The 19014-nt window shown below is 62.8% G+C and carries 17 protein-coding genes; 9 read left to right on the top strand and 8 right to left on the bottom strand.

Features of this window, described 5'->3' with window-relative positions:
• Positions 1-56: 56 nt before the first annotated feature.
• The 4 genes from glcF to LAC81_RS02230 all read right to left on the bottom strand — a co-directional run bounded on the left by glcF (position 57) and on the right by LAC81_RS02230 (position 4528).
• Positions 57-1352, bottom strand: a complete 1296-nt coding sequence (glcF, locus tag LAC81_RS02245) for a glycolate oxidase subunit GlcF (RefSeq protein WP_223726553.1) — start codon at positions 1350-1352, stop codon at positions 57-59.
• Between the two features lie 117 nt (positions 1353-1469).
• Positions 1470-1850 carry a DUF4870 family protein gene (locus LAC81_RS02240; RefSeq protein ID WP_113536319.1) on the bottom strand — a complete coding sequence of 127 codons (381 nt, stop codon included), beginning with the start codon at positions 1848-1850 and terminating at the stop codon, positions 1470-1472.
• A 30-nt stretch (positions 1851-1880) separates the two neighbouring features.
• Positions 1881-3092 carry a glycolate oxidase subunit GlcE gene (gene glcE, locus LAC81_RS02235; RefSeq protein WP_223726552.1) on the bottom strand — a complete coding sequence of 404 codons (1212 nt, stop codon included), beginning with the start codon at positions 3090-3092 and terminating at the stop codon, positions 1881-1883.
• The gene (locus LAC81_RS02230) at positions 3089-4528 is read right to left on the bottom strand and encodes an FAD-linked oxidase C-terminal domain-containing protein (protein WP_223726551.1); all 1440 of its coding nucleotides are present in this window, start codon (positions 4526-4528) and stop codon (positions 3089-3091) included. Before LAC81_RS02230 ends, glcE begins: the two co-directional genes overlap by 4 nt.
• A gap of 105 nt (positions 4529-4633) precedes the next feature.
• Between LAC81_RS02230 and LAC81_RS02225 the strand changes: the two genes are divergently transcribed.
• Positions 4634-5530, top strand: a complete 897-nt coding sequence (locus LAC81_RS02225) for a LysR family transcriptional regulator (protein ID WP_223726550.1) — start codon at positions 4634-4636, stop codon at positions 5528-5530.
• A 133-nt stretch (positions 5531-5663) separates the two neighbouring features.
• On the opposite strand, the gene LAC81_RS02220 is transcribed toward LAC81_RS02225, so the two are convergent.
• Positions 5664-6938 (bottom strand): DUF3422 family protein, encoded by a 1275-nt coding sequence (locus LAC81_RS02220; protein WP_223726549.1) that lies wholly within the window; start codon positions 6936-6938, stop codon positions 5664-5666.
• A gap of 271 nt (positions 6939-7209) precedes the next feature.
• Here LAC81_RS02220 and LAC81_RS02215 point away from each other — a divergent pair, with 271 nt between their 5' ends.
• The 6 genes from LAC81_RS02215 to LAC81_RS02190 all read left to right on the top strand — a co-directional run bounded on the left by LAC81_RS02215 (position 7210) and on the right by LAC81_RS02190 (position 13664).
• Positions 7210-7998 (top strand): FadR/GntR family transcriptional regulator, encoded by a 789-nt coding sequence (locus tag LAC81_RS02215; protein WP_223726548.1) that lies wholly within the window; start codon positions 7210-7212, stop codon positions 7996-7998.
• A gap of 206 nt (positions 7999-8204) precedes the next feature.
• The gene (locus LAC81_RS02210) at positions 8205-8711 is read left to right on the top strand and encodes an NUDIX hydrolase (protein ID WP_223726547.1); all 507 of its coding nucleotides are present in this window, start codon (positions 8205-8207) and stop codon (positions 8709-8711) included.
• A gap of 136 nt (positions 8712-8847) precedes the next feature.
• Complete coding sequence (locus tag LAC81_RS02205) at positions 8848-10353, top strand: inorganic phosphate transporter (RefSeq protein ID WP_223726546.1); 1506 nt, start codon at positions 8848-8850, stop codon at positions 10351-10353.
• A gap of 11 nt (positions 10354-10364) precedes the next feature.
• Positions 10365-11102 (top strand): 16S rRNA (uracil(1498)-N(3))-methyltransferase, encoded by a 738-nt coding sequence (locus tag LAC81_RS02200; protein ID WP_223726545.1) that lies wholly within the window; start codon positions 10365-10367, stop codon positions 11100-11102.
• A gap of 245 nt (positions 11103-11347) precedes the next feature.
• A complete protein-coding gene (locus LAC81_RS02195; protein ID WP_223726544.1) occupies positions 11348-12721 on the top strand; it encodes a glutamate--cysteine ligase in 1374 nt (457 codons plus the stop codon).
• Between the two features lie 112 nt (positions 12722-12833).
• Complete coding sequence (locus LAC81_RS02190; protein ID WP_223726543.1) at positions 12834-13664, top strand: DUF937 domain-containing protein; 831 nt, start codon at positions 12834-12836, stop codon at positions 13662-13664.
• A 310-nt stretch (positions 13665-13974) separates the two neighbouring features.
• Here the strand turns inward: LAC81_RS02190 and LAC81_RS02185 are convergent, their stop codons facing one another.
• Positions 13975-14271, bottom strand: coding sequence for a DUF1127 domain-containing protein (locus tag LAC81_RS02185; protein ID WP_223726542.1), 297 nt, complete (start codon positions 14269-14271; stop codon positions 13975-13977).
• Positions 14272-14478: 207 nt separating this feature from the next.
• On the opposite strand from LAC81_RS02185, the gene LAC81_RS02180 reads away from it, so the two are divergent.
• Positions 14479-15429 carry a LysR substrate-binding domain-containing protein gene (locus LAC81_RS02180; RefSeq protein WP_043618309.1) on the top strand — a complete coding sequence of 317 codons (951 nt, stop codon included), beginning with the start codon at positions 14479-14481 and terminating at the stop codon, positions 15427-15429.
• 82 nt (positions 15430-15511) lie between these two features.
• On the opposite strand, the gene katA is transcribed toward LAC81_RS02180, so the two are convergent.
• Positions 15512-16996, bottom strand: a complete 1485-nt coding sequence (gene katA, locus LAC81_RS02175; RefSeq protein ID WP_223726541.1) for a catalase KatA — start codon at positions 16994-16996, stop codon at positions 15512-15514.
• A 196-nt stretch (positions 16997-17192) separates the two neighbouring features.
• Here katA and LAC81_RS02170 point away from each other — a divergent pair, with 196 nt between their 5' ends.
• The gene (locus LAC81_RS02170) at positions 17193-18104 is read left to right on the top strand and encodes a hydrogen peroxide-inducible genes activator (protein WP_223726540.1); all 912 of its coding nucleotides are present in this window, start codon (positions 17193-17195) and stop codon (positions 18102-18104) included.
• A gap of 12 nt (positions 18105-18116) precedes the next feature.
• On the opposite strand, the gene LAC81_RS02165 is transcribed toward LAC81_RS02170, so the two are convergent.
• Entirely contained in the window at positions 18117-18989 is an 873-nt protein-coding gene (locus LAC81_RS02165; protein ID WP_223726539.1) for a dienelactone hydrolase family protein, read from the bottom strand.
• Between the last annotated feature and the right edge of the window lie 25 nt (positions 18990-19014).

Here is a 19014-nt window from a genome sequence, read left to right as displayed (position 1 = left end):
CGGGACAACCCATCCGAGAAGGCCGGCTCCTCACGGAGCCGGCCTTTTCTTTTGCCTCAGAGCCCCTGGGGTTTTGCCCCGCCATAGGCCCAGTCGAGCAGTTCGACCGTATGAAGGATGGGGATCTTGGTGCCACTGGCGATCTGGGTGATGCAGCCGATATTGCCGGTTGCGATCGCGTCCGGCTTCGTCGCCTCGATATTCCTAACCTTGCGCGCCTTGAGCTTCGCCGAGATTTCCGGCTGCAGGATGTTGTAGGTGCCGGCCGAGCCGCAGCAGAGGTGCCCTTCGGCCGGATCGCGAACGACGAAACCGGCGCGCTTCAAAAGCTGCTTCGGCACAAAAGTGATCTTCTGGCCGTGCTGCATCGAGCAGGCAGAATGATAGGCGAGCGTCATGCCGCGCGCATCCTGCTCAGGCAGGTCGAGGGTCGACAGATACTCGGTAATGTCCTTGGCCAGAGCCGAGACCCGTGCCGCCTTTTCCGCATAGAGAGGATCAAGCCGCAGCATGTGGCCGTAGTCCTTGATCGTCGTCCCGCAGCCTGATGCGGTGATGACGATGGCGTCGAGCCCTCCTTCGTCTGCGACCTTGAGCCAGGCGTCGACGTTGCGGCGCGCCGCATCGAGTGCCTGGTTCTCGCGCCCCATATGGTGCACCAGGGCGCCACAACAGCCTTCACCGGCCGAAACAACGACCTCGACGCCAAAGCGCGTCAACAGCCTGATCGTCGCCTCGTTGATCTCCGGCTTCAGCACCGGTTGCGCGCAGCCCGACAAGAGCGCGACCCGACCGACGCGCTTGCCCTTGGGCGAGTTGGTGCCGGGAATTGCCGATGGGGATGGCTGCGGCACGGCGCTCGGCGCCAGGTCGAGCATGATGCCAAAGGTCCTCAGCAACGGCATGCGCTTCATGATGCCGGCGAACGGCCGGGCAAGGCCCGCCGCCTTCAACGACAGGCGGAAGCGCTGGGGATAGGGCAGCACGGTCGCCAGCACGGAGCGCGCCAGCCGGTCCCGGAACGGACGGCGATAGGTGTTCTCGATGTGGACGCGCGCGTGGTCGACGAGGTGCATGTAGTCGACACCGGATGGGCAGGTGGTGGTGCAGGCGAGACAGGAGAGACAGCGGTCGATATGGGTGACCGTTTCCTTGTCGGCCGCCCTGCCGTTTTCCAGCATGTCCTTGATGAGGTAGATGCGCCCGCGCGGACTATCGAGCTCGTCGCCAAGCGTCACATAGGTCGGACAGGTCGCGGTGCAGAAGCCACAATGTACGCATTTGCGCAGGATGGCCTCGGATTCGGCCACATGCGGGTCGGCAAGCTGCGCGGGGGTAAAATTGGTCTGCAAACGCGAACTCCACTATCCGGTTCTGCGGCACCGCGCCCTTGCGACGTGCTCGGTCACCGCAGCATTCTGATTTCAGCAACCTTCAACCGGATCCGGTTTCAGGGTTTGCGCCGTGGCTCACACCATCCAGGCTTCGGGGTTGGTGATCGGCTCTTGGCGCGCGGCACGCTGCAGGCCGACGACGCAGCGCACGACGATCCAGACAGCGGTGGCGATAAAGCCGAGGATGCCGACCAGCACCACCGTCAGCAACAGCGATATCAAAAGGAACAACAGCGAGATCCAGAAGGTCCGGATCGCCCAGACATAGTGCGTCTCGACCCAGGGTGCCCCCTTGCCGCGGTTGAGATAGGCCATCACCACGCCAATGATCGGGGTGATCCCTACCGCAAAGCCCACGAGATAAAGGACATAGATCACCTGGACGTTGATCTTGCCCGGCTCCAGCCAGCGATCGGTCTCCCGGGAAAACGGCGTCTGCGGACCATTATCGCTCATCAACTCCTCCCATGTTCCATCGCCGGCACCTCAGGAGACCGCGGCCATGCGGCCCGGATTGAAGATCCGGTGCGGGTCGAACTTCGCGCGAACGCGCTCGCTCAATTGTGCCACGGCTACGGGTTGTGGTTCAAACGACGGAATGGAGGCACGATAGGCGTCTTCCGCCCTGACGAGGCTCGCGTGACCGCCGCCGAGAACCTTGATGTAGCGGCGCACGAGTTCCGCTTCCGGGTCTGCCTCCATGCGCAGCCAGACGAGACCGCCCTGCCAATCATAAAAGGCATCGACGCCGGTTTGCAGCCGAAGTGCGGCCACCAGCTGATGGCCAAGCGATGGGGCGACGGACACGCGCCAGAGCGGCTTCTTGCTGCCGTCGGCATAGGGTTTGACGTCGCGGATCTCAGTCCAGAGCGTCGATGTCTGCGACGCATCGAGCCTTGTCACCGCGCCAAAGCGACCGACCGCCTTCATCAGCTTTTCAGCCCTGATCGCAACGGATGCCTCAAGCCCTTCGAGCCGCAGCACGGTGGCCGCACCATCCGGAAGCCCGCCGTCCAGGAACCGTCCACGCACGCTCTCCGGCAGATGCGCGGCACCGCAAACCTCCACGGTCTGCGCCATCGCCTCGGCCATGACCGCCGCGGCTTCGGCATCGTTGAGCCCGGAGACCACAATGGTCTCGGACGCCGGCGGCAACGGCAGGATGCGGAAGGTGACTTCGGTGAGGATGCCGAGCGTGCCGTGCGAGCCGGCCAGAAGCTTGACCAGATCGAGGCCCGTGACGTTCTTCATCACCCGCCCCCCGGCCTTGATCGCCTCGCCCCCACCATTGACGAAGCGAACGCCGAGCAGGCTGTCGCGGGCAGCACCCGAAACGTAGCGCCTTGGACCGGACACGTTGGCGGCGAAGACACCACCGATCGTCGGCTCTCCGGACGAGGCGAAGATCGGCCGATGGTCCATCGGTTCGAAGGCAAGCATCTGCCGGTTCTCACCCAGTGCGTCTTCGATCTCGCGTAGCGGCGTTCCGGACAGCGCGGTGATCGTCATCTCGGCCGGCTTGTAGCTGACGATGCCGGAGAGGCGGCGCGTCGACAGCACACGGTCGGCGCGCACGGGATTGCCGAGACCCGAGCGCGTGTTGCCGCCAATCACTGCAAGCGAGGCCTTGTCGGCCGCCATCGCGCGAACGACGGTCGCAATCCCCTCTTCGCTTGCCGGTTCAAAATGCACGATCATGCGGCGGGGCGCCCTTCGAGCGGGAAGACCTTGGACGGATTGAGGATCCATTGCGGATCGAACGCGGCCCGCGCCGCCATCTGCTGGTCGAGGTCGACCTGGTTGTACTGGTGCAGCATGAGATCTCGTTTTTCGATGCCAACGCCATGTTCGCCCGTCAGGCAGCCGCCGGCATCGACACAGAGCTTGAGGATATCGTTGCCGGCAGACTCGGCGCGCGCCGCGTCTTCCGGGTCGTTGATATTATAGAGGATCAACGGATGCATGTTGCCGTCGCCGGCGTGGAAGACATTGGCGACGCGCAGACCATAGCCAGCGACGATCTCGCCGGTGCGGGCGAGCACATGCGAGAGCTGGCTGAGCGGCACCGTACCGTCCATGCAGATGTAATCGGCGATACGACCGGTGGCCCCGAAGGCGGACTTCCGCCCCTTCCAGATTGCGGCCGCTTCCATCGCCGACTGGCATTCCTTGATGGTCGCGACCCCATGACGGCGCGCAACCGCGACGATGCTGGCGAGCATCGCGTCCATTTCCGGCTCAGAGCCTTCGACCTCGACGATAAGTAGCGCTTCGACGTCGAGCGGATAGCCGGCATGGGCAAAGGCTTCGCAGATTTCGATCGCCGGCTTGTCCATGAACTCGATCGCGACGGGGATGATGCCGGAGCCGATGACGTCGGCGACGCAGGCGCCGGCCGCTTCCGATGAGGCGAAGCCAAAGAGCACGGGGCGGGCGCCCTCCGGCTTGGCGATCAGCCGCACCGTCGCCTCGGTCACGATGCCGAGCTGTCCCTCGGAGCCGCAGACGAGGCCGAGCAGATCATAACCCGCCGCATCCAGCCCCTTGCCGCCGAGCTCGATCACGGTGCCATCGAACAGCACCATCTTCACGCCGAGCAGATTGTTGGTGGTGACGCCATATTTCAGACAATGGGCGCCGCCGGAATTCATGCCGATATTGCCGCCGATCGTGCAGGCAAGCTGCGAGCTCGGGTCGGGCGCATAGAAGAAACCGTCGGCGGAAACGGCTTCGGAGATGTTGAGGTTGGTAACCCCCGCCTGGACGGTTGCCGTGCGATTGAAGAGATCGACATCGAGAATGCGCGACATCTTCGAAAGGCCGATGACAACTGCATCCTCCTGCGGGATGGCGCCACCCGAAAGTGAGGTTCCGGCACCGCGCGGTACGACCGGGATGCCATAGCGGCTACAATATTTGAGAAGGCCGGCGACCTGCTCGGTCGTTTCCGGCAAGGCAACCGCAAGCGGCACGCGACGATAGGCGATGAAGGCATCGGTCTCGAAGGGCTTCAACCCGCGCTCGTCGCTGATCAAACAGTTCTCGGGCAACAGGTCGGCGAGGTCGGCGACAATCTCGCGACGTCGGGCGATAACAGCCTGTTTCGGTTGCAGAAAACCGATCGTCTCCGCCATCAATGCCTCCGGCCGCATGTCAATTGGTTCATTTTCTTTACCACTAGGAGACAACCCTCGCAAATGCTATGAGCTTTTCCGTTTTGGAAACAATGGCAACGATTGATGACAAATTTAGGCGATCTTGAGATTTTTGCACGGGTCGTTTCCACAGGCAGCATGTCGGCTGCCGGACGGGTGCTCGGCTTTTCCCCAGCGGTCATCTCGAAACGGATCAAGAGGCTCGAAGATCGGCTGGGCACACGGCTGCTGCAGCGCACGACACGGCAGATCTCGCTGACCGAAGCCGGCCAGGGTTTCTACGACCGAGTGCTCGGCATCCTCTCGGGCATCGAGGAGGCCGAGGCCTATGCCTCCGGTCGCTCGTCGCATGCGCTCGGCGTGCTTCGGATCTCGGCGCCGACCTCCTTCGGCCGGATGCACATCGCGCCGCACCTGACGAAATTCATGAAGGATCATCCGGACCTCAAGCTGCACATCGTGCTGACGGACGAATTCACGGATATCGTCGCCGATGGCTTCGACATGGCGGTCAGGATCGGCGAACTGGTGGACTCATCGCTCGTCGCACGGAAACTCGCTCCCGTGCGACGGCTGCTCTGCGCCTCGCCGGACTATATCGCTCGCAACGGCGCGCCGAAGGAGATCGGCGATCTTGCCAACCACCTCTGCCTGCCGGCGCACAACAACGACAACTGGAAGCTCGAAGGGCCGGAAGGTGCCCTGGTATGGCACCCGGAGGGGCCGCTGGTCACCAACTCCTCGGAAATCGTACGCGCCGCCGTCATCGCCGGCGCCGGCATCGCGCTCCGCTCCACCTGGGATATCGGCCCGGAATTACGCAGCGGCCAGTTGATGCAGGTGCTGCCGCAGTGGGAGGGCTCCAAACAGCTGACGCTCTCGGCCGTCTATCCGAGCCGCCAGTTCCTGCCGGCCAAGGTGCGGCTCTTCATCGACTATCTCGCCGGGCTTTACGGGCCGATCCCCTACTGGGAGCAATAGAGGGCGCCACGACACACGGCAGCCCTCCGCTTCTTTGTTCCCCCGCCCACAATTCGGCTGCGCACTTTTGCTGGAATTGCCTGTTTCCCGCAATTCCGGACGCAAAACCGCTGTGCACTTTTGCTGGAATTGCTTACTTGTGATCCCCTTCCTCGTGATGTCGGCGGATGCGGCGCACGATCAGCCAGACGCCGGCAACGGCGACGGGAACGGCAAGGCCGGTCAGCAGGCCTGGATCGATCGGGAGTTCGTGGCTGACGGCCTTGGCGAGGTAGCCGAACAACCCGACGACGTAGTAGGAGATGGCGGCGACCGACAGTCCTTCAACGGTCTGCTGCAGGCGTAGCTGCAGCTTCGCGCGGCGGTCCATCGAGTTGAGCAGCGCGCTGTTCTGCCGTTCGAGTTCGACATCGACCCAGCTTCGCAAAAGAGCGGTGGCACGGGCGAGCTTGCGCGACAGGTTGGCCTGGCGCTCCTCGACCGACTGACAGGTGCGCATGGCCGGCGCCAGGCGTCGTTCGAGAAAGGTGCCTATGGTCTCGTAGCCGGGCAGCGGTGTCTCGGAGAGCGTGCGAATGCGCTCCTGCACGATGCCGTAATAGGCGCGGCTGGCGCCGAAGCGATAGAGACTGAGCGCGGCACCGGCCTCGAGATCGGCGGCGAGCCGGGTGATCTCGGCCAACATGTCGTCGGCCTCCTCGCGCACATTTTCCTTCATGCGCTGGGTAATTCCGGTCAGACCATCTTCGGTTCGGCGGATTTCCGGCGACAGCGACTGGGCGAGCGGCAGGCCCAGCATCGCCAGTGTGCGGTAGGTCTCGATATCGAGCAGGCGCTGGACCAGCGCGCCGGTGCCCGCCTCGGTCATGCCGCGGTCGATCACCAGGATCTGGGTCAGCCCATCACCGTTCTGGCGGAAGTCGGTGACGATCACGGCCTGGCCGTTCTTGGTTTCGCTGTAGCAGAGGCTCGTCGGATCGAGGAGCTTGATCGCATCCCGGGTTTCAGGCGTGTCCGGCCGGATTTCCAGGCGGATGCCCGAGATCAGCGAACCCGGTGGCGAAAAGCCGTCGCCGAAGGGATGGATCGGCACCTCTCCGCCAAACTGCTCCGGCGGCGGCGCATCCCAGAAATAGGTCGAAAATTCGGTGTGACGCTCCCAGCGCAACGTCCCCTGCCCCCAGGACATCGCATGATGGTTCGCGTCGCGCCCCGGCGGCGCAATCCCCCGTGCGCGCGACAGTTCCGACAGTACGGCGTGATCGACGATCGAGCCGCCATCCGTCAGGAAGGCGAGCTGGAAAATCACCCGCGGCGTGGTCACCAGCGCATAGGGGCGAGAGTGAACCTCGCCCAAGGCCAAGGCGCGCATCGGCGCCACCGGAAATGCAAAACTACCCTTTGCCATGAAGCGCTCTTGTCCCCCTCACGCGTTCATCACGACTTTCTTATCAATCGAACGAGCAAAAGAAAAAGGACGCATTGACGCAGTTTGATTTTTGTCAGCTGCACAAAGTGGACAAGGAAATTGACCACTTGGCGTCAGCTGCCTAGATTGCGGCACAGCGGGACAAGGGAACCTTCGCGACTGGCCGCCCCTTTTCGCCCCAACCTATCAGAATCACGATATCTTTTTGGCCTAAGCGACCGGAAATCATCGTGATCCGGGAGACCAAGACGTGACTGACGACCAGATCGACCTCTTCGCCCGCATCAGCCACAGCCGGACGGCGGACGAAGTCGTGCAACAGATCGAGCTGCTGATCCTCGAAGGCGTACTGCGCGACGGCGACCGGCTGCCTGGGGAACGGGAGCTTTCCAAGCGCTTCGACGTATCGAGGCCAATCCTGCGCGAGGCGCTCAAGGAACTGGAAGGGCGTGGCCTCGTCGAAAGCCGACACGGTGGCGGCACCTTCGTCGCCGATGTCGTCGGGCAGATTTTTTCCAAGCCGCTGATCGATCTCATCGCCCGTCATCACAAGGCGACGCAGGATTATCTCGAATACCGACGCGAGCTCGAAGGGCTGACCGCGGAACTGGCCGCCAGCCGCGCCACCGATTTCGACCGGGACATCCTGACCAGGATCATCGAACGCATGCGAACGGCACACGCCGCCGGCGACTTCGACGCGGAGCTCGAAGCCGATATCGAGCTGCACCAGGCAATCGGCGAAAGCGCCCACAACATCATCCTGATGCACACGCTGCGCGCCTGTTATCGGCTGCTCCAACAGGGCATCTTCTTCCATCGCAACTCAGTCTTCGATGCGCCCGGCGCGCGCGACCGGCTGCTTGGTCAGCACGAGGCGATCTACGACGCGATCATGGCGCGGGACCCGGCAAAGGCAAAGGCCGCGTCGCAGTCCCATATCGACTTTGTCGCTGCTGCAACCCGCGAGGTGGAGCGCACCGGCGAATGGAACCGCATCGCCCGCCTGCGTCTGCAGCAACGCGATCGCGCGAGCTGACGGATCGGACCAACGCCGAGTTGCCGGCGCTTTATAAACTGCCGTGGAAACACCATATGCTGTCGTATATGGACCACAGTGCAGAGGAAAGCTGGCTGCATATCCGGCTGCCCGCCGGCGGCGACGTTTACACGTAACAGGACGCTGCCATACTGGCTTTGACAGAAAACAAAAACACTGATTCGCCGAGAGGAGCGCAGACGACCTTGAACTTCTTGAACAGACTCGCATCCGATGTCCAGTTGATGTTGCGCCGCCCGGCGCGCATGCAATACGCCGCGCTCTGCTATCGGATCCGCAAGAAGACCAAGGCTCTCGAAATCCTGATGATCACCAGCCGCGACACCGGTCGCTGGGTCATTCCCAAGGGATGGCCAATGCAGGGCAAGCGCGCCCACGAGGTGGCAGAGCGCGAGGCCTACGAAGAGGCCGGCGTCAAGGGGCGGGTGCAGAAGGCGACGGCCGGCTACTATCTTTACCAGAAGCGCATGGACCATGGCCTGAAGATCTCGGTCAAGGTGCAGGTTCACGCACTGGAAGTCGACGATCTCTGCAAGCACTTCCCCGAGGAAGGTCGCAGGCAGCTCGAATGGGTCGACTACAAGGAAGCGGCTTCTCGGGTCGCAGAGCCGTCGCTGAAGGATCTCATTCTCGCCTTCGGCGAACGCATGGCGACGCTCTCTGTGCCGATGCCGAAAGCTGCGAACGGCTAGTCTTTCGGGCCATCCCCGGCCATCCGATGCCCCTGAACGCGAGTTCCCGACGCGCGCGGCACCGATGTCCATCAAATCCACTTGAATGCATGTTGCAGTGGCCTTAGTGGCCATGGTGACAATGGAGTTCCAGGCAGTGGCACAGCCGCGCGTACGCCTCGCAAAACAGACGATCGACAAAGATCTCGACAAGCTCAGCCTTGCCGAAGAGGCGTCGCGACATGTCCGCCGCAGCCTGGCGGCGCCGGCGCTCGCCGGTCTCTTTCTGCTTCTGAGCATGGCCTTTGCCGCGAGCTTCGTGACGAGTTCCGCGACTGCGCCTATCATCATCGCTGCCGCTGCCATCGCCGGCTACATGGCCATGAACATCGGCGCGAACGACGTGACCAACAACGTCGGCGCTGCCGTCGGCGCCAAGGCGATGTCGATGGCGACCGCGCTTGCGATTGCCGCCGTGTTCGAGATCGCCGGCGCAATGCTGGCCGGGCGGCAAGTGGCGCTGACGATCGAAGCGGGCATCGTCTACGGCGAAGACGTGCTCGGTCCGCAGGCGATCGTCTGGATCATGATGGCCGCGCTTGCGTCATCGGCCGCCTGGATCAACATCGCCACCTATTCCGGAGCACCAGTTTCGACCACGCACTCCATCATCGGCGGCATCGTCGGCGCAGGCATCGCCGCCGCCGGCTTTTCCAGCGTGCAGTGGTGGTCGCTCGCCGGCATCACGCTCAGCTGGTCGGTCTCGCCGCTGCTCGGCGGCGCCATCGCCGCCATCTTCCTCGCCTTCCTCAAGGAATTCATCATTTACCGCGAGGACAAGATCGCCGCGGCCAGGAGATGGATGCCGGTTATCCTCGGCGTTACCGCCGGGAGTTTTACCGCCTATCTTGCTCTGATCGCGCTGGTGCAGGTGGCGGCGATCACGGTGCCCGTGGGCCTCGCCGCCGGCGTCGTTGCGGGGGTGGCAGTCTACCTGCAGGCCAGGCCCTGGATCTTCCGCCAATCGGAAGGCCTCGACAACCGGAATCAGTCCCTTCGCAAGCTCTTCCGCTTGCCGCTGATCGTGGCCGCTGCGCTGCTGTCCTTCGCCCACGGCGCCAACGACGTCTCGAACGCGATCGGCCCGCTATCGGCGATCGTCTCGGCGCTCGACGGCGTCATCACGACGGAGAAATCGCCGGCGCCCTTGTGGGAGCTTGCAATCGGCGCCCTCGGCATTTCGATCGGCCTGCTTCTCTATGGCCCGAAGCTCATCCGCGTCGTCGGCCAGGAAATCACCAAGCTCAACCCGATGCGCGCCTTCTGCGTGGCGCTTGCCACCGCCGTCACGGTGCTCCTGGCATCGGCGCTCGGACTGCCGATCAGTTCGACGCACACGGCTGTTGGTGCCGTCTTCGGCGTCGGCTTCTTCCGTGAATGGTATATCCGCAACTCCAAGCGGCGTCTGCAATATGTCCGTCAGCGGACAGGGCAGACCGATTTCATGGATTCGGCGGAGACCAATTTTGCCGAAGTCCGGCGCCGCCGCCTCGTGCGCCGGTCGCATTTCCTCACGATCGTCGCCGCCTGGGTCATCACCGTTCCCGCCTCGGCCGCGCTATCGGCCGTCCTTTACTTTATCCTTTCCAGCATTTTCATGTGAAAGCACCCGATATGCGCGCCAATTTTCGCATGCAGCGACTGTTCGTCGAGCACGCTCTTAACGCCGGCTCCAGCCAGGAGGCGACGAAGGAACAGTTCAACTACCTGGTCAATGTGCTGCGCTATGAGGAAGGCTCCTCGATCCTTACCTTCAACGGACGCGATGGCGAATGGCGCACCGAACTTTCCTTCGCCAGCAAAAAGCGTCTGGTGCTGACATCGGTCGAGCAGACCCGCCCACAGCCGGAACCCTGCGATCTCGTCTATCTCTTTGCACCGCTCAAGGTCGGGCGGCTCGACTATCTCGTGCAGAAGGCCGTCGAGATGGGTGCAGGCCTGCTGCAGCCGGTGATGACCCAGCACGTGCAGGGCAAGCTCGGCAGCATCGAACGGGTCCGCGCCAACGTCATCGAGGCCGCTGAACAATGCGGCGTGCTGGGTATTCCCGATGTGGAAGAGCCGCGTCGGCTTGAGGATGTGCTTTCCACCTGGTCCAGCGACCGGCGCATCATCTTTTGCGACGAAGGCAGCGACAGCCAGAACCCGCTGCCGATCCTTTCCGGCATCAAGGAAAAGAAACTCGCCCTGTTGATCGGCCCGGAGGGCGGGTTCTCGGAAGGCGAACGGACGCTGCTCCACAGCCTCGATTTCGTGAGCGCCATTCCGCTCGGGCCGCGGATTCTAAGGGCTGATACCGCGGCCGTCGCCGCCATGGCGGTCATCCAGGCCACTGTCGGCGACTGGCGATAGCCGGTCGCTCCCGGGAAATCCGGTTGCCGCTCGTTCCTCTAGAACAGGGCGGACCTCTGACAACAAGGCATGGTTGGGTCGACGATACCCAGTTCCAACGAGCTTGCTCCAGCGCAAGCAATCGTCCTACTTTTTTTGATGAGATCTTGAAAGAAATTGACTTGCACCGCACCTGATTACGGTTCAAGCAGCCTTCATCAACTCCCGCTATCCAGTGGGAGCCGCCCAAACAAAAGAAGACGCTCATGGCCCGAGATACCACCGACCAGACGCCGGTAACCTCTGTTGCTGACCTGACCGCCTACCTGGCAGAAGGTTCGAAACCGGAGGAGCGGTTCCGGATCGGCACGGAGCACGAAAAGTTCGCCTTCTTTAAGGCGGACAACAGCCCCGTCCCCTATTTTGGCGAGGCCAGCATCCAGGCGCTTCTGAACGGCATGGCCGCCAAGAGCGGCTGGGAACCGATCATCGACGAAGGCAACATCATCGGCCTCGCCGAGCAGTCGGGCAACGGCGCGATCTCACTGGAGCCGGGTGGCCAGTTCGAGCTTTCCGGCGCGCCTCTCGAAAACCTGCACCAGACCTGCAAGGAATCGAACCAGCACCTCGCGGTCCTGCGCGAAGTCGCCGAGCCGCTCGGCATCCGTTTCCTCGGCATCGGGGGCAGCCCGAAATGGACCTTCGCCGAGACGCCGCGCATGCCGAAATCGCGTTATGGCATCATGAGCCGCTATATGCCCAAGGTCGGCACCAGGGGCCTCGACATGATGTATCGCACCTGCACGATCCAGGTGAATCTCGACTTCTCCTCGGAAGAGGACATGCGCCGCAAGATGCAGGTTTCCCTGAAGCTGCAGCCGCTCTCAACCGCCCTCTTCGCCAGCTCGCCGTTCACCGACGGCAAGCCGAACGGGCTGCTTTCCTGGCGCGGCGACATCTGGCGTGATACCGACAACCAGCGCGCCGGCCTGCTGCCGTCCGCCTTCGGCCCGAATTTCGGCTTTGCCGACTATGTCGAATGGGCACTGGACGTACCGATGTATTTCGTCGTGCGCGACGGCCACTATCACGACTGTACCCACGTCACGTTCCGCCAGTTCATGGGCGGAGCGCTAAAGGGCGAGATCGCCGACTGGCAGCCGAACATGGGTGACTGGACGAACCATCTTTCGACGCTGTTCCCCGACGTCCGGCTCAAGCGCTTCCTTGAGATGCGTGGCGCCGACGGCGGCCCATGGCGGCGGATCTGCGCGCTGCCGGCCTTCTGGGTCGGCCTGCTCTACGACCGCGAAGCGCTCGATGCCGCCGAGACCCTGACGCGCGACTGGACCCTCGAGGAAGTGACCGCCATGCGCGACGCGGTGCCCGTGCAGGCGCTCGCGACCAAGTTCCGCAACGGCAACCTCTACGACATTGCCCGCGAGGTGATCGCCATTTCGCGTGGCGGCCTGAAGCGCCGCAACCGGCTGAACGGCGACGGTATCGACGAAAGCCAGTTCCTGGCACCGCTCGACGAAGTGCTCGCCAAGAAGGCGACACTCGCCGAAGATCTGCTGGCGCTCTACAACGGCCGCTGGAATGGCTCGGTCGAGCCGGTCTTTGCCGAATACCAGTACTAGGGCTTACAAAGCACGTTTCAAAAAGCGGTTTCCAGACCCCGATTTCCCGTTATAGTGCAAGGATATGCGCCGTTTGCAGCGGCGCGATTCAAGATGCCGAAGGGGAACTGGCATGGCACCGCTTTTTGACATGTTCGCGCAGGCGCAAAATGGCAAAGCCATCGAACTGATGGCTCAACAATTTGGCATCGCCCAGGAGCAGATGACGAAGGCGACGGCGGCATTGCTGCCCGCGTTTTCGGCCGCCTTCAAGCGCAACACAGCCAACCCCTATGATTTCGGCGCGCTGCTTACGGCACTCGGTAGCGGCAACTATGCCAAATACTTCGAAGACATGAGCCAGGCCTTCACACCGCAGGGCATGGTCGACGGCAACGGTGTTCTCGGACAGTTGTTCGGCTCGAAGGAAATGTCGCGGGCGATCGCCGCCCAGGCCGCCCAGGTCACCGGCATCAGCCAGGAGATCTACAAGCAGATGCTGCCGGTCATGGCCGACACGCTGATGGGCGGGCTGTTCAAGCAAACGACCGGGCAATTCGCCGCCGCAGGCGATGCCTTTGCCAACAACCCGATGGCGGCAGCCATGCGGCAGTGGATGGAGGCGGCGGGCTTTGCCAAGAAGCCGGAGCCGCAACCCAACCCCTTCGACAATCCCTTCACCCAGGCGATGCAGGGTTTCTTCGGCATGGCCCCGAAGAAGGAGGAGAAGCCGAAAACAGCCGACGTCTTTGCCGACAACCCGTTCGTCAAGGCGTTTCAGGACATGATGCAGGCGGGCGCCGCCGGCGCGCAGAAGCCGGCAGCCGACAATCCCGCGCTTGCCCAGTTCTCCCAGGTGATGAACAGCATGTTCGACACCGGGCTGGAGATGCAAAAGGAATACCAGAAGAACGTCGAGGCGCTGTTCGACCTCTACAAGACCGGTCCCGGCACAAAGAGCTGAAACGCCCTTCCCGTCGACACCCTCCATGCTTCCGCTGGACGCAGCAAGCGGCTGCGTCGGAGAGTGCTCGGGCCCGTTGCCGAAGACACATCTGAAAAGAAAAAGGCCCGGCACATGTCTTGGTCATGCACCGGGCCAAGCGGCAGGGTTATTGGCTCTACCCTGCGGGGAACGTTTGAGCGCGCGGACAATGCGGCCAGCAGCACCGAAACTCTGGAATTCTGAGCATGACCCGCGGCGGCGGCAGGCTTTCACGGATCATGCTCGACTGGCACACACCCTAAGCGGCGGGATGCGCCATGGGGGACAATCAGTCGTGGCGGGTCCCCTTGTAGAAGAGGCTCGCACGGTTTCGCGAAGCGCGCGTCAGGTAACTGGCCGGATTATCGAAGAAGGGCGAGGTGATCGCCTCGCGCACATCTTCTCGCTTCAGCCCCATGTCCAGGAGCTGACGGTCATCCATGTCGTTCAGACGGCTGATCGCGTATCGGTTTCTGAGTTGGCGCCATACGGACGTCAGCATGGCTACGACGCCGACTGTGCGGGGGGCATAGGACTGCTTCCCTGCAACGAGGTCGAGATCGAGGACGTGCTGTGTCGTGCGCATGACGGTCTCCTTTTTCGGCACGAAGAGACCCATCCCCTGCGGGGGAGGTCAAACGCAGGGGCGGGCCAAAAGATTTGGGAATCACCGGCAAAATTGCCGGCGGGGGATCGATGAATTTGCCCCCGATTGATCGCAAATCCTTATTGATCAGTCCAACGAATGTTTTTAATGATATTCATCAAACAATCTTATGGATGCATCACGGCCATGTCCGCACCGCTCGATATCGATCAGCTCCAGACCTTTGTCGCGATCGCCGACACGGGCAGTTTCACCAAGGCGGCCGACCGGGTCTTCAAGACTCAATCCGCCGTATCGATGCAAATGCGCCGCCTGGAGGAGCGCATCGGCAAAGCACTCTTCATGAAAGACGGCCGCGGCAACCGGCTGACCGTCGAGGGCGACCGGCTGCTGAATTTCGCCCGCCGGATGATCCGCCTCAACAACGAAGCGATTGCCTCCTTCGACGACAACCGCCTCGAAGGAACGCTCAGGATCGGCACGCCCGACGATTACGCCGACCGCTACATGCCCGAGATCATCATGCGTTTTGCCAAGACGCATCCGAATGTCGAGCTCTACATCGTCTGCGAGCCGTCCGTGGATCTCGCCGAGAAGATGGCGAAGGGCGACCTCGACATCGCGCTGGTCACGCACAATCCGCGCGCGCGCGCGTCGGACGTGGTGCGGACCGAGCCGCTTTGCTGGGTGAGCTCGATCAACCACCCGTTGCCCGAGAACGCACCGATCCCGCTCGCGGTCGGCCGGCGTGACTGTCTCTGGCGCCAGGCCGCCTGTGCAGCGCTCGATGCGACCGGGCGGGAGTACCAGATCCTGTTCACCAGCTGGTCGTCGACGGTCGTCGCCGCGGCGGTACTCGCGGGCATGGCGGTATCGGTCTTGCCGGAATCGGCGTTGCGACCGGGCATGAAGGTGCTGACGCTCGCCGACGGCTTCCCGGCGCTGGCGCCGGTGCAGATCGGCATCATGAAGCGTCCGGGCCTCTCGCCCTCGCTTTCGAATGCGATCAGCAATCACATCACCGCCTGCCTCGACAACATCACGCCGATCAGCGCCAATGACGACCTCGAGGCCGACATCAAGGGCTTCCCGCGCTATCCGCGTCTCAGGCAAAGCCATATGCTGCCGGGCTGGTAGAGCCGGCAGAAACCAAAAAAGCCACGTACCGACAGGGTACGTGGCTTTTCTTTTTCCGAGCTCGGTCGAGCGCTCGCCCTGCCTATTCGGCAGCGGTGCTGACAGTCTCCGCTTCGTAGCCATGTGCCGCTTGAAGTGCTGCGCGGACACCGGCTTCATAGTCCGGATGAACGCGCTTGAAATGTGCAAGCTGACGTTCAACGATCAGACCAGGCACGCCGCCCATGGCAGCGGCGATGTTTGCAAACAGCCGCGCCTTCTCGCCGGCATCGAACAGATTGAACAGCGCGCGCGGCTGACTGTAGTCGTCGTTGCCTTCGCGGTGGTCGTAGCGGGCCATGTCGCCGCTGATGCGCAGTGGCGGTTCCATCGCGGACGGCTGCTCGACCGGGCCGTTGAACGAGTTTGGTTCGTAATAGGCGTCCGGATTGCCGGTCTGGATGCCGCCGAACGTGTTCATCTGGCCATCGCGGTGATAGTGACGCACCGGGCATTTCGGCCGATTGACCGGGATGTGCTCGTAGTGGGTGCCGAGGCGATAGCGGTGGGCATCGGCATAGGAGAAGAGCCTGGCCTGCAGCATCTTGTCCGGCGAGAAGCCGATGCCGGGCACGATGTTGGACGGCGAGAAGGCGGCGTTCTCGACCTCGGCGAAGTAGTTCTCCGGATTGCGATTGAGTTCCAGAACGCCCACCTCAATCGGCGGGTAGTCCGCATGCGGCCAGACCTTGGTGACGTCGAAGGGATTGTAGGGGGTCTTATCCGCATCGAGTTCCGGCATGATCTGCACCTGAAGCGTCCAGCGCGGATAGTAGCCCTCTTCAACGGCGCCGTAGAGCGCTTCCTGGTAGCTTTCGCGTGTCCGGCCGATCACGTCCGCGGCCTCCGCATTGGTGTAGAACTTGTGGCCGTGCTGGGTCTTGAAGTGGAACTTCACCCAATAGCGCTCACCGGCGTCGTTCCAGAACGAGAAGGTGTGTGAACCATAGCCGTTCATGTGCAGCGGCGACACCGGACATCCGCGGTCGGACATCAGGATCGTGACCTGGTGCAGGCTTTCCGGCGACAGCGACCAGAAATCCCACATGGCGGTTGCCGAGCGCAGGTTCGTCTTCGGATGGCGCTTCTGGGTGTGGATGAAGTCCGGGAACTTGTAGGCATCGCGGATGAAGAAGATCGGCGTGTTGTTGCCGACGAGGTCCCAATTGCCCTCGGGCGTATAGAATTTCAGCGCAAAGCCGCGCACGTCGCGTTCGGCGTCGGCCGCACCCAGTTCACCCGCAACCGTAGAGAAGCGCGCCAGCATCGGCGTTTCAGCGCCCGGCTGCAGAACCTTGGCCTTGGTGTATTTCGAGATATCGCCTGTGATCTTCAGGGTGCCATAGGCGCCCCAGCCCTTGGCATGCACGGCGCGCTCGGGAATGCGCTCGCGGTTTTGATGCGACAGCTTCTCTATAAGCTGGTAGTCCTGCATCATGACGCCGCCGCGCGGACCGGCCGTCAGCGAATTCTGGTTGTCCGGTACCGGCGCTCCGGCGCTCGTCGTCAATATGGGTCGATCTGACATCGCGTCCTCCTGTCAAAGGGTTCGCGCCCGGGAGATCGCGCAGGGTTTCACCGCCTGCCCGACGACAGCCAGGGCGGCTGCCAGCCGCCACTTGGGCGACGCTCAAAGCCCGGACGCTTTGGCAACGCGGTTTTCCCACAGGCGATCGATAATCTCCAATTGCATATAAATTAAAACTCGATAGGATTTTCCTATCATGCTTACACTCAGACAGATGCGCTATTTCGAGGCGCTTGCCTCCGCTCGCCACTTCGGCAAGGCCGCCGAACTCGTCCACGTCAGCCAGCCGGCGCTCTCCGCCCAGATCATGGAAATGGAGAACCACCTGGGTGTGAAGCTGGTGGAGCGCAGCCGCAGCGGCGTTTTCCTCACCCGCAAAGGCGAAGAGGTGCTGACCCGCACCCGCGCCATTCTCGCGGAAGTGGACATGCTGGAGCAGAGCGCCCGCGCCAGCTCCGGCACACTCGAAGGACGTATCCGCATCGGCGTTATCCCGACGCTTGCCCCCTATCTCGTGCCGCGACTGGTGCCGCACTTGCGCCGAGTGTATCCGGCGATCGAGATCGAATTGAAGGAGTCGGTGACGTCGCGACTGGTCGCCGATCTCGGCGAGGGCCTGCTCGACGCCGTCGTTGCCGCCCTGCCGATCGAAACCGACGGGCTTTCGACGAAACCGCTCTTTTCCGATCGCTTTTTCATGGCGATGGCGGACGACGAGCGAAACATCCTGATGTCGCCGCTGACCGAAGACCAGGTGGATGTCGAACAGCTGCTGCTGCTCGAAGAGGGGCATTGCCTTCGCGACCAGGCACTTGCCGTCTGCAGCACGGCCGGCAAGCGCCGCCTCGTCTCGTTCGGCGCCACTTCGATGACGACGCTCCTGCAGATGGTCGCCAACGGCATGGGCATGACGCTGATCCCCGAAATCGCGATTGCGACCGAGGCGGCGCGCAACTCGATCCGGATCGTGCCCTTCGCCGCACCAGAGCCTGCGCGCGAGATCGGCCTCGTCTGGCGCCGCAGCAGCCCGCGCGAGCGCGACATGGAAGCGCTCGCAGCGGCGATCAGCGGCTGCGCCGACGACATCCTGCAGGCGGCTGCCGCCTGACCGGAACCACGCTCAGGCGAGCTTGGCCTTCAGGAATTCGACCGTCCGGCTCCAGGCAAGATCAGCAGCGGGCTTGTCGTAGCGCGCGGCCGAGGTATCGTTGTTGAAGGCGTGGTTGACGCCGTCATAGACGTAGATGGTTGCGTCCTTGCCATTGTCCTTGAGGGCCTTCTGGTAGGCGTCGATGCCGGCATTGATGCGTTCGTCGAGCCCGGCATAATGCAACAGCAGGGCGGCCTTGATTTTCGGCACATCGGCCGCCGGCGGCTGCGCTCCATAATAGGCCACGCCGGCCTTCAGATCCGGGGAACCGACGGCCAGCCGATTGACAAGGCCCCCGCCCCAGCAGAAGCCGATGGCACCGACCTTGCCGTTCGACTGATGCCCTTCAAGGAAGGTGACCGTTGCCGCAGCATTCGCCGTCGTTGCTGCCGCATCCAGCGCACCGATCATCTCGCGTGCCTTGTCCTCGTCCGTCGGCGTTCCGCCCGAAGGCGACAAGAAATCCGGTGCGAGCGCGAGGAAACCTTCGAGCGCCACCCGCCGCGCCACGTCGCGAATGTGCGGATTGAGCCCGCGGTTCTCGTGGATGACGATGACGGCCGGCAGCTTGCCGCTGATCTCTGCCGGGCGAACGAGATAGCCCTTCATGTCGCCACCCGCGCCGGGGAAGGAGATTTCCTCCCCCATCACGCGGGAATCGGTGGCAGCAATGATCTCGGCCTTGGCACCGTTGGCGGCAAGCAGCGGCGCGATCGCAGCGGCGGCGGCAGCGGAGCCCGCCAGGCCCGTGAGCTTTTCCATGAAGCGACGGCGATCGAGGGTCAGATGCGTGTATTCGTCGTAGGCGTCGATCATCGCCTGCGTGATCTTAGTTTCCTGCATGTCAGCCTCCTTCGGTTCCATTGTC

It is taken from the genome of Ensifer adhaerens, assembly GCF_020035535.1.
Classification (GTDB): domain Bacteria; phylum Pseudomonadota; class Alphaproteobacteria; order Rhizobiales; family Rhizobiaceae; genus Ensifer.
This window is presented reverse-complemented; position numbering and strand designations above follow the sequence as displayed.

Excerpts from the sequence above, each read along its gene's own strand:
- LAC81_RS02240 (WP_113536319.1), bottom strand. The coding sequence starts at position 1,850 with ATGAGCGATAATGGTCCGCAGACGCCGTTTTCCCGGGAGACCGATCGC.
- glcE (WP_223726552.1), bottom strand. The coding sequence starts at position 3,092 with ATGATCGTGCATTTTGAACCGGCAAGCGAAGAGGGGATTGCGACCGTC.
- LAC81_RS02230 (WP_223726551.1), bottom strand. The coding sequence starts at position 4,528 with ATGGCGGAGACGATCGGTTTTCTGCAACCGAAACAGGCTGTTATCGCC.
- LAC81_RS02225 (WP_223726550.1), top strand. The coding sequence starts at position 4,634 with ATGACAAATTTAGGCGATCTTGAGATTTTTGCACGGGTCGTTTCCACA.
- LAC81_RS02220 (WP_223726549.1), bottom strand. The coding sequence starts at position 6,938 with ATGGCAAAGGGTAGTTTTGCATTTCCGGTGGCGCCGATGCGCGCCTTG.
- LAC81_RS02200 (WP_223726545.1), top strand. The coding sequence starts at position 10,365 with ATGCGCGCCAATTTTCGCATGCAGCGACTGTTCGTCGAGCACGCTCTT.
- LAC81_RS02195 (WP_223726544.1), top strand. The coding sequence starts at position 11,348 with ATGGCCCGAGATACCACCGACCAGACGCCGGTAACCTCTGTTGCTGAC.
- LAC81_RS02190 (WP_223726543.1), top strand. The coding sequence starts at position 12,834 with ATGGCACCGCTTTTTGACATGTTCGCGCAGGCGCAAAATGGCAAAGCC.
- LAC81_RS02185 (WP_223726542.1), bottom strand. The coding sequence starts at position 14,271 with ATGCGCACGACACAGCACGTCCTCGATCTCGACCTCGTTGCAGGGAAG.
- LAC81_RS02180 (WP_043618309.1), top strand. The coding sequence starts at position 14,479 with ATGTCCGCACCGCTCGATATCGATCAGCTCCAGACCTTTGTCGCGATC.
- katA (WP_223726541.1), bottom strand. The coding sequence starts at position 16,996 with ATGTCAGATCGACCCATATTGACGACGAGCGCCGGAGCGCCGGTACCG.
- LAC81_RS02170 (WP_223726540.1), top strand. The coding sequence starts at position 17,193 with ATGCTTACACTCAGACAGATGCGCTATTTCGAGGCGCTTGCCTCCGCT.
- LAC81_RS02165 (WP_223726539.1), bottom strand. The coding sequence starts at position 18,989 with ATGCAGGAAACTAAGATCACGCAGGCGATGATCGACGCCTACGACGAA.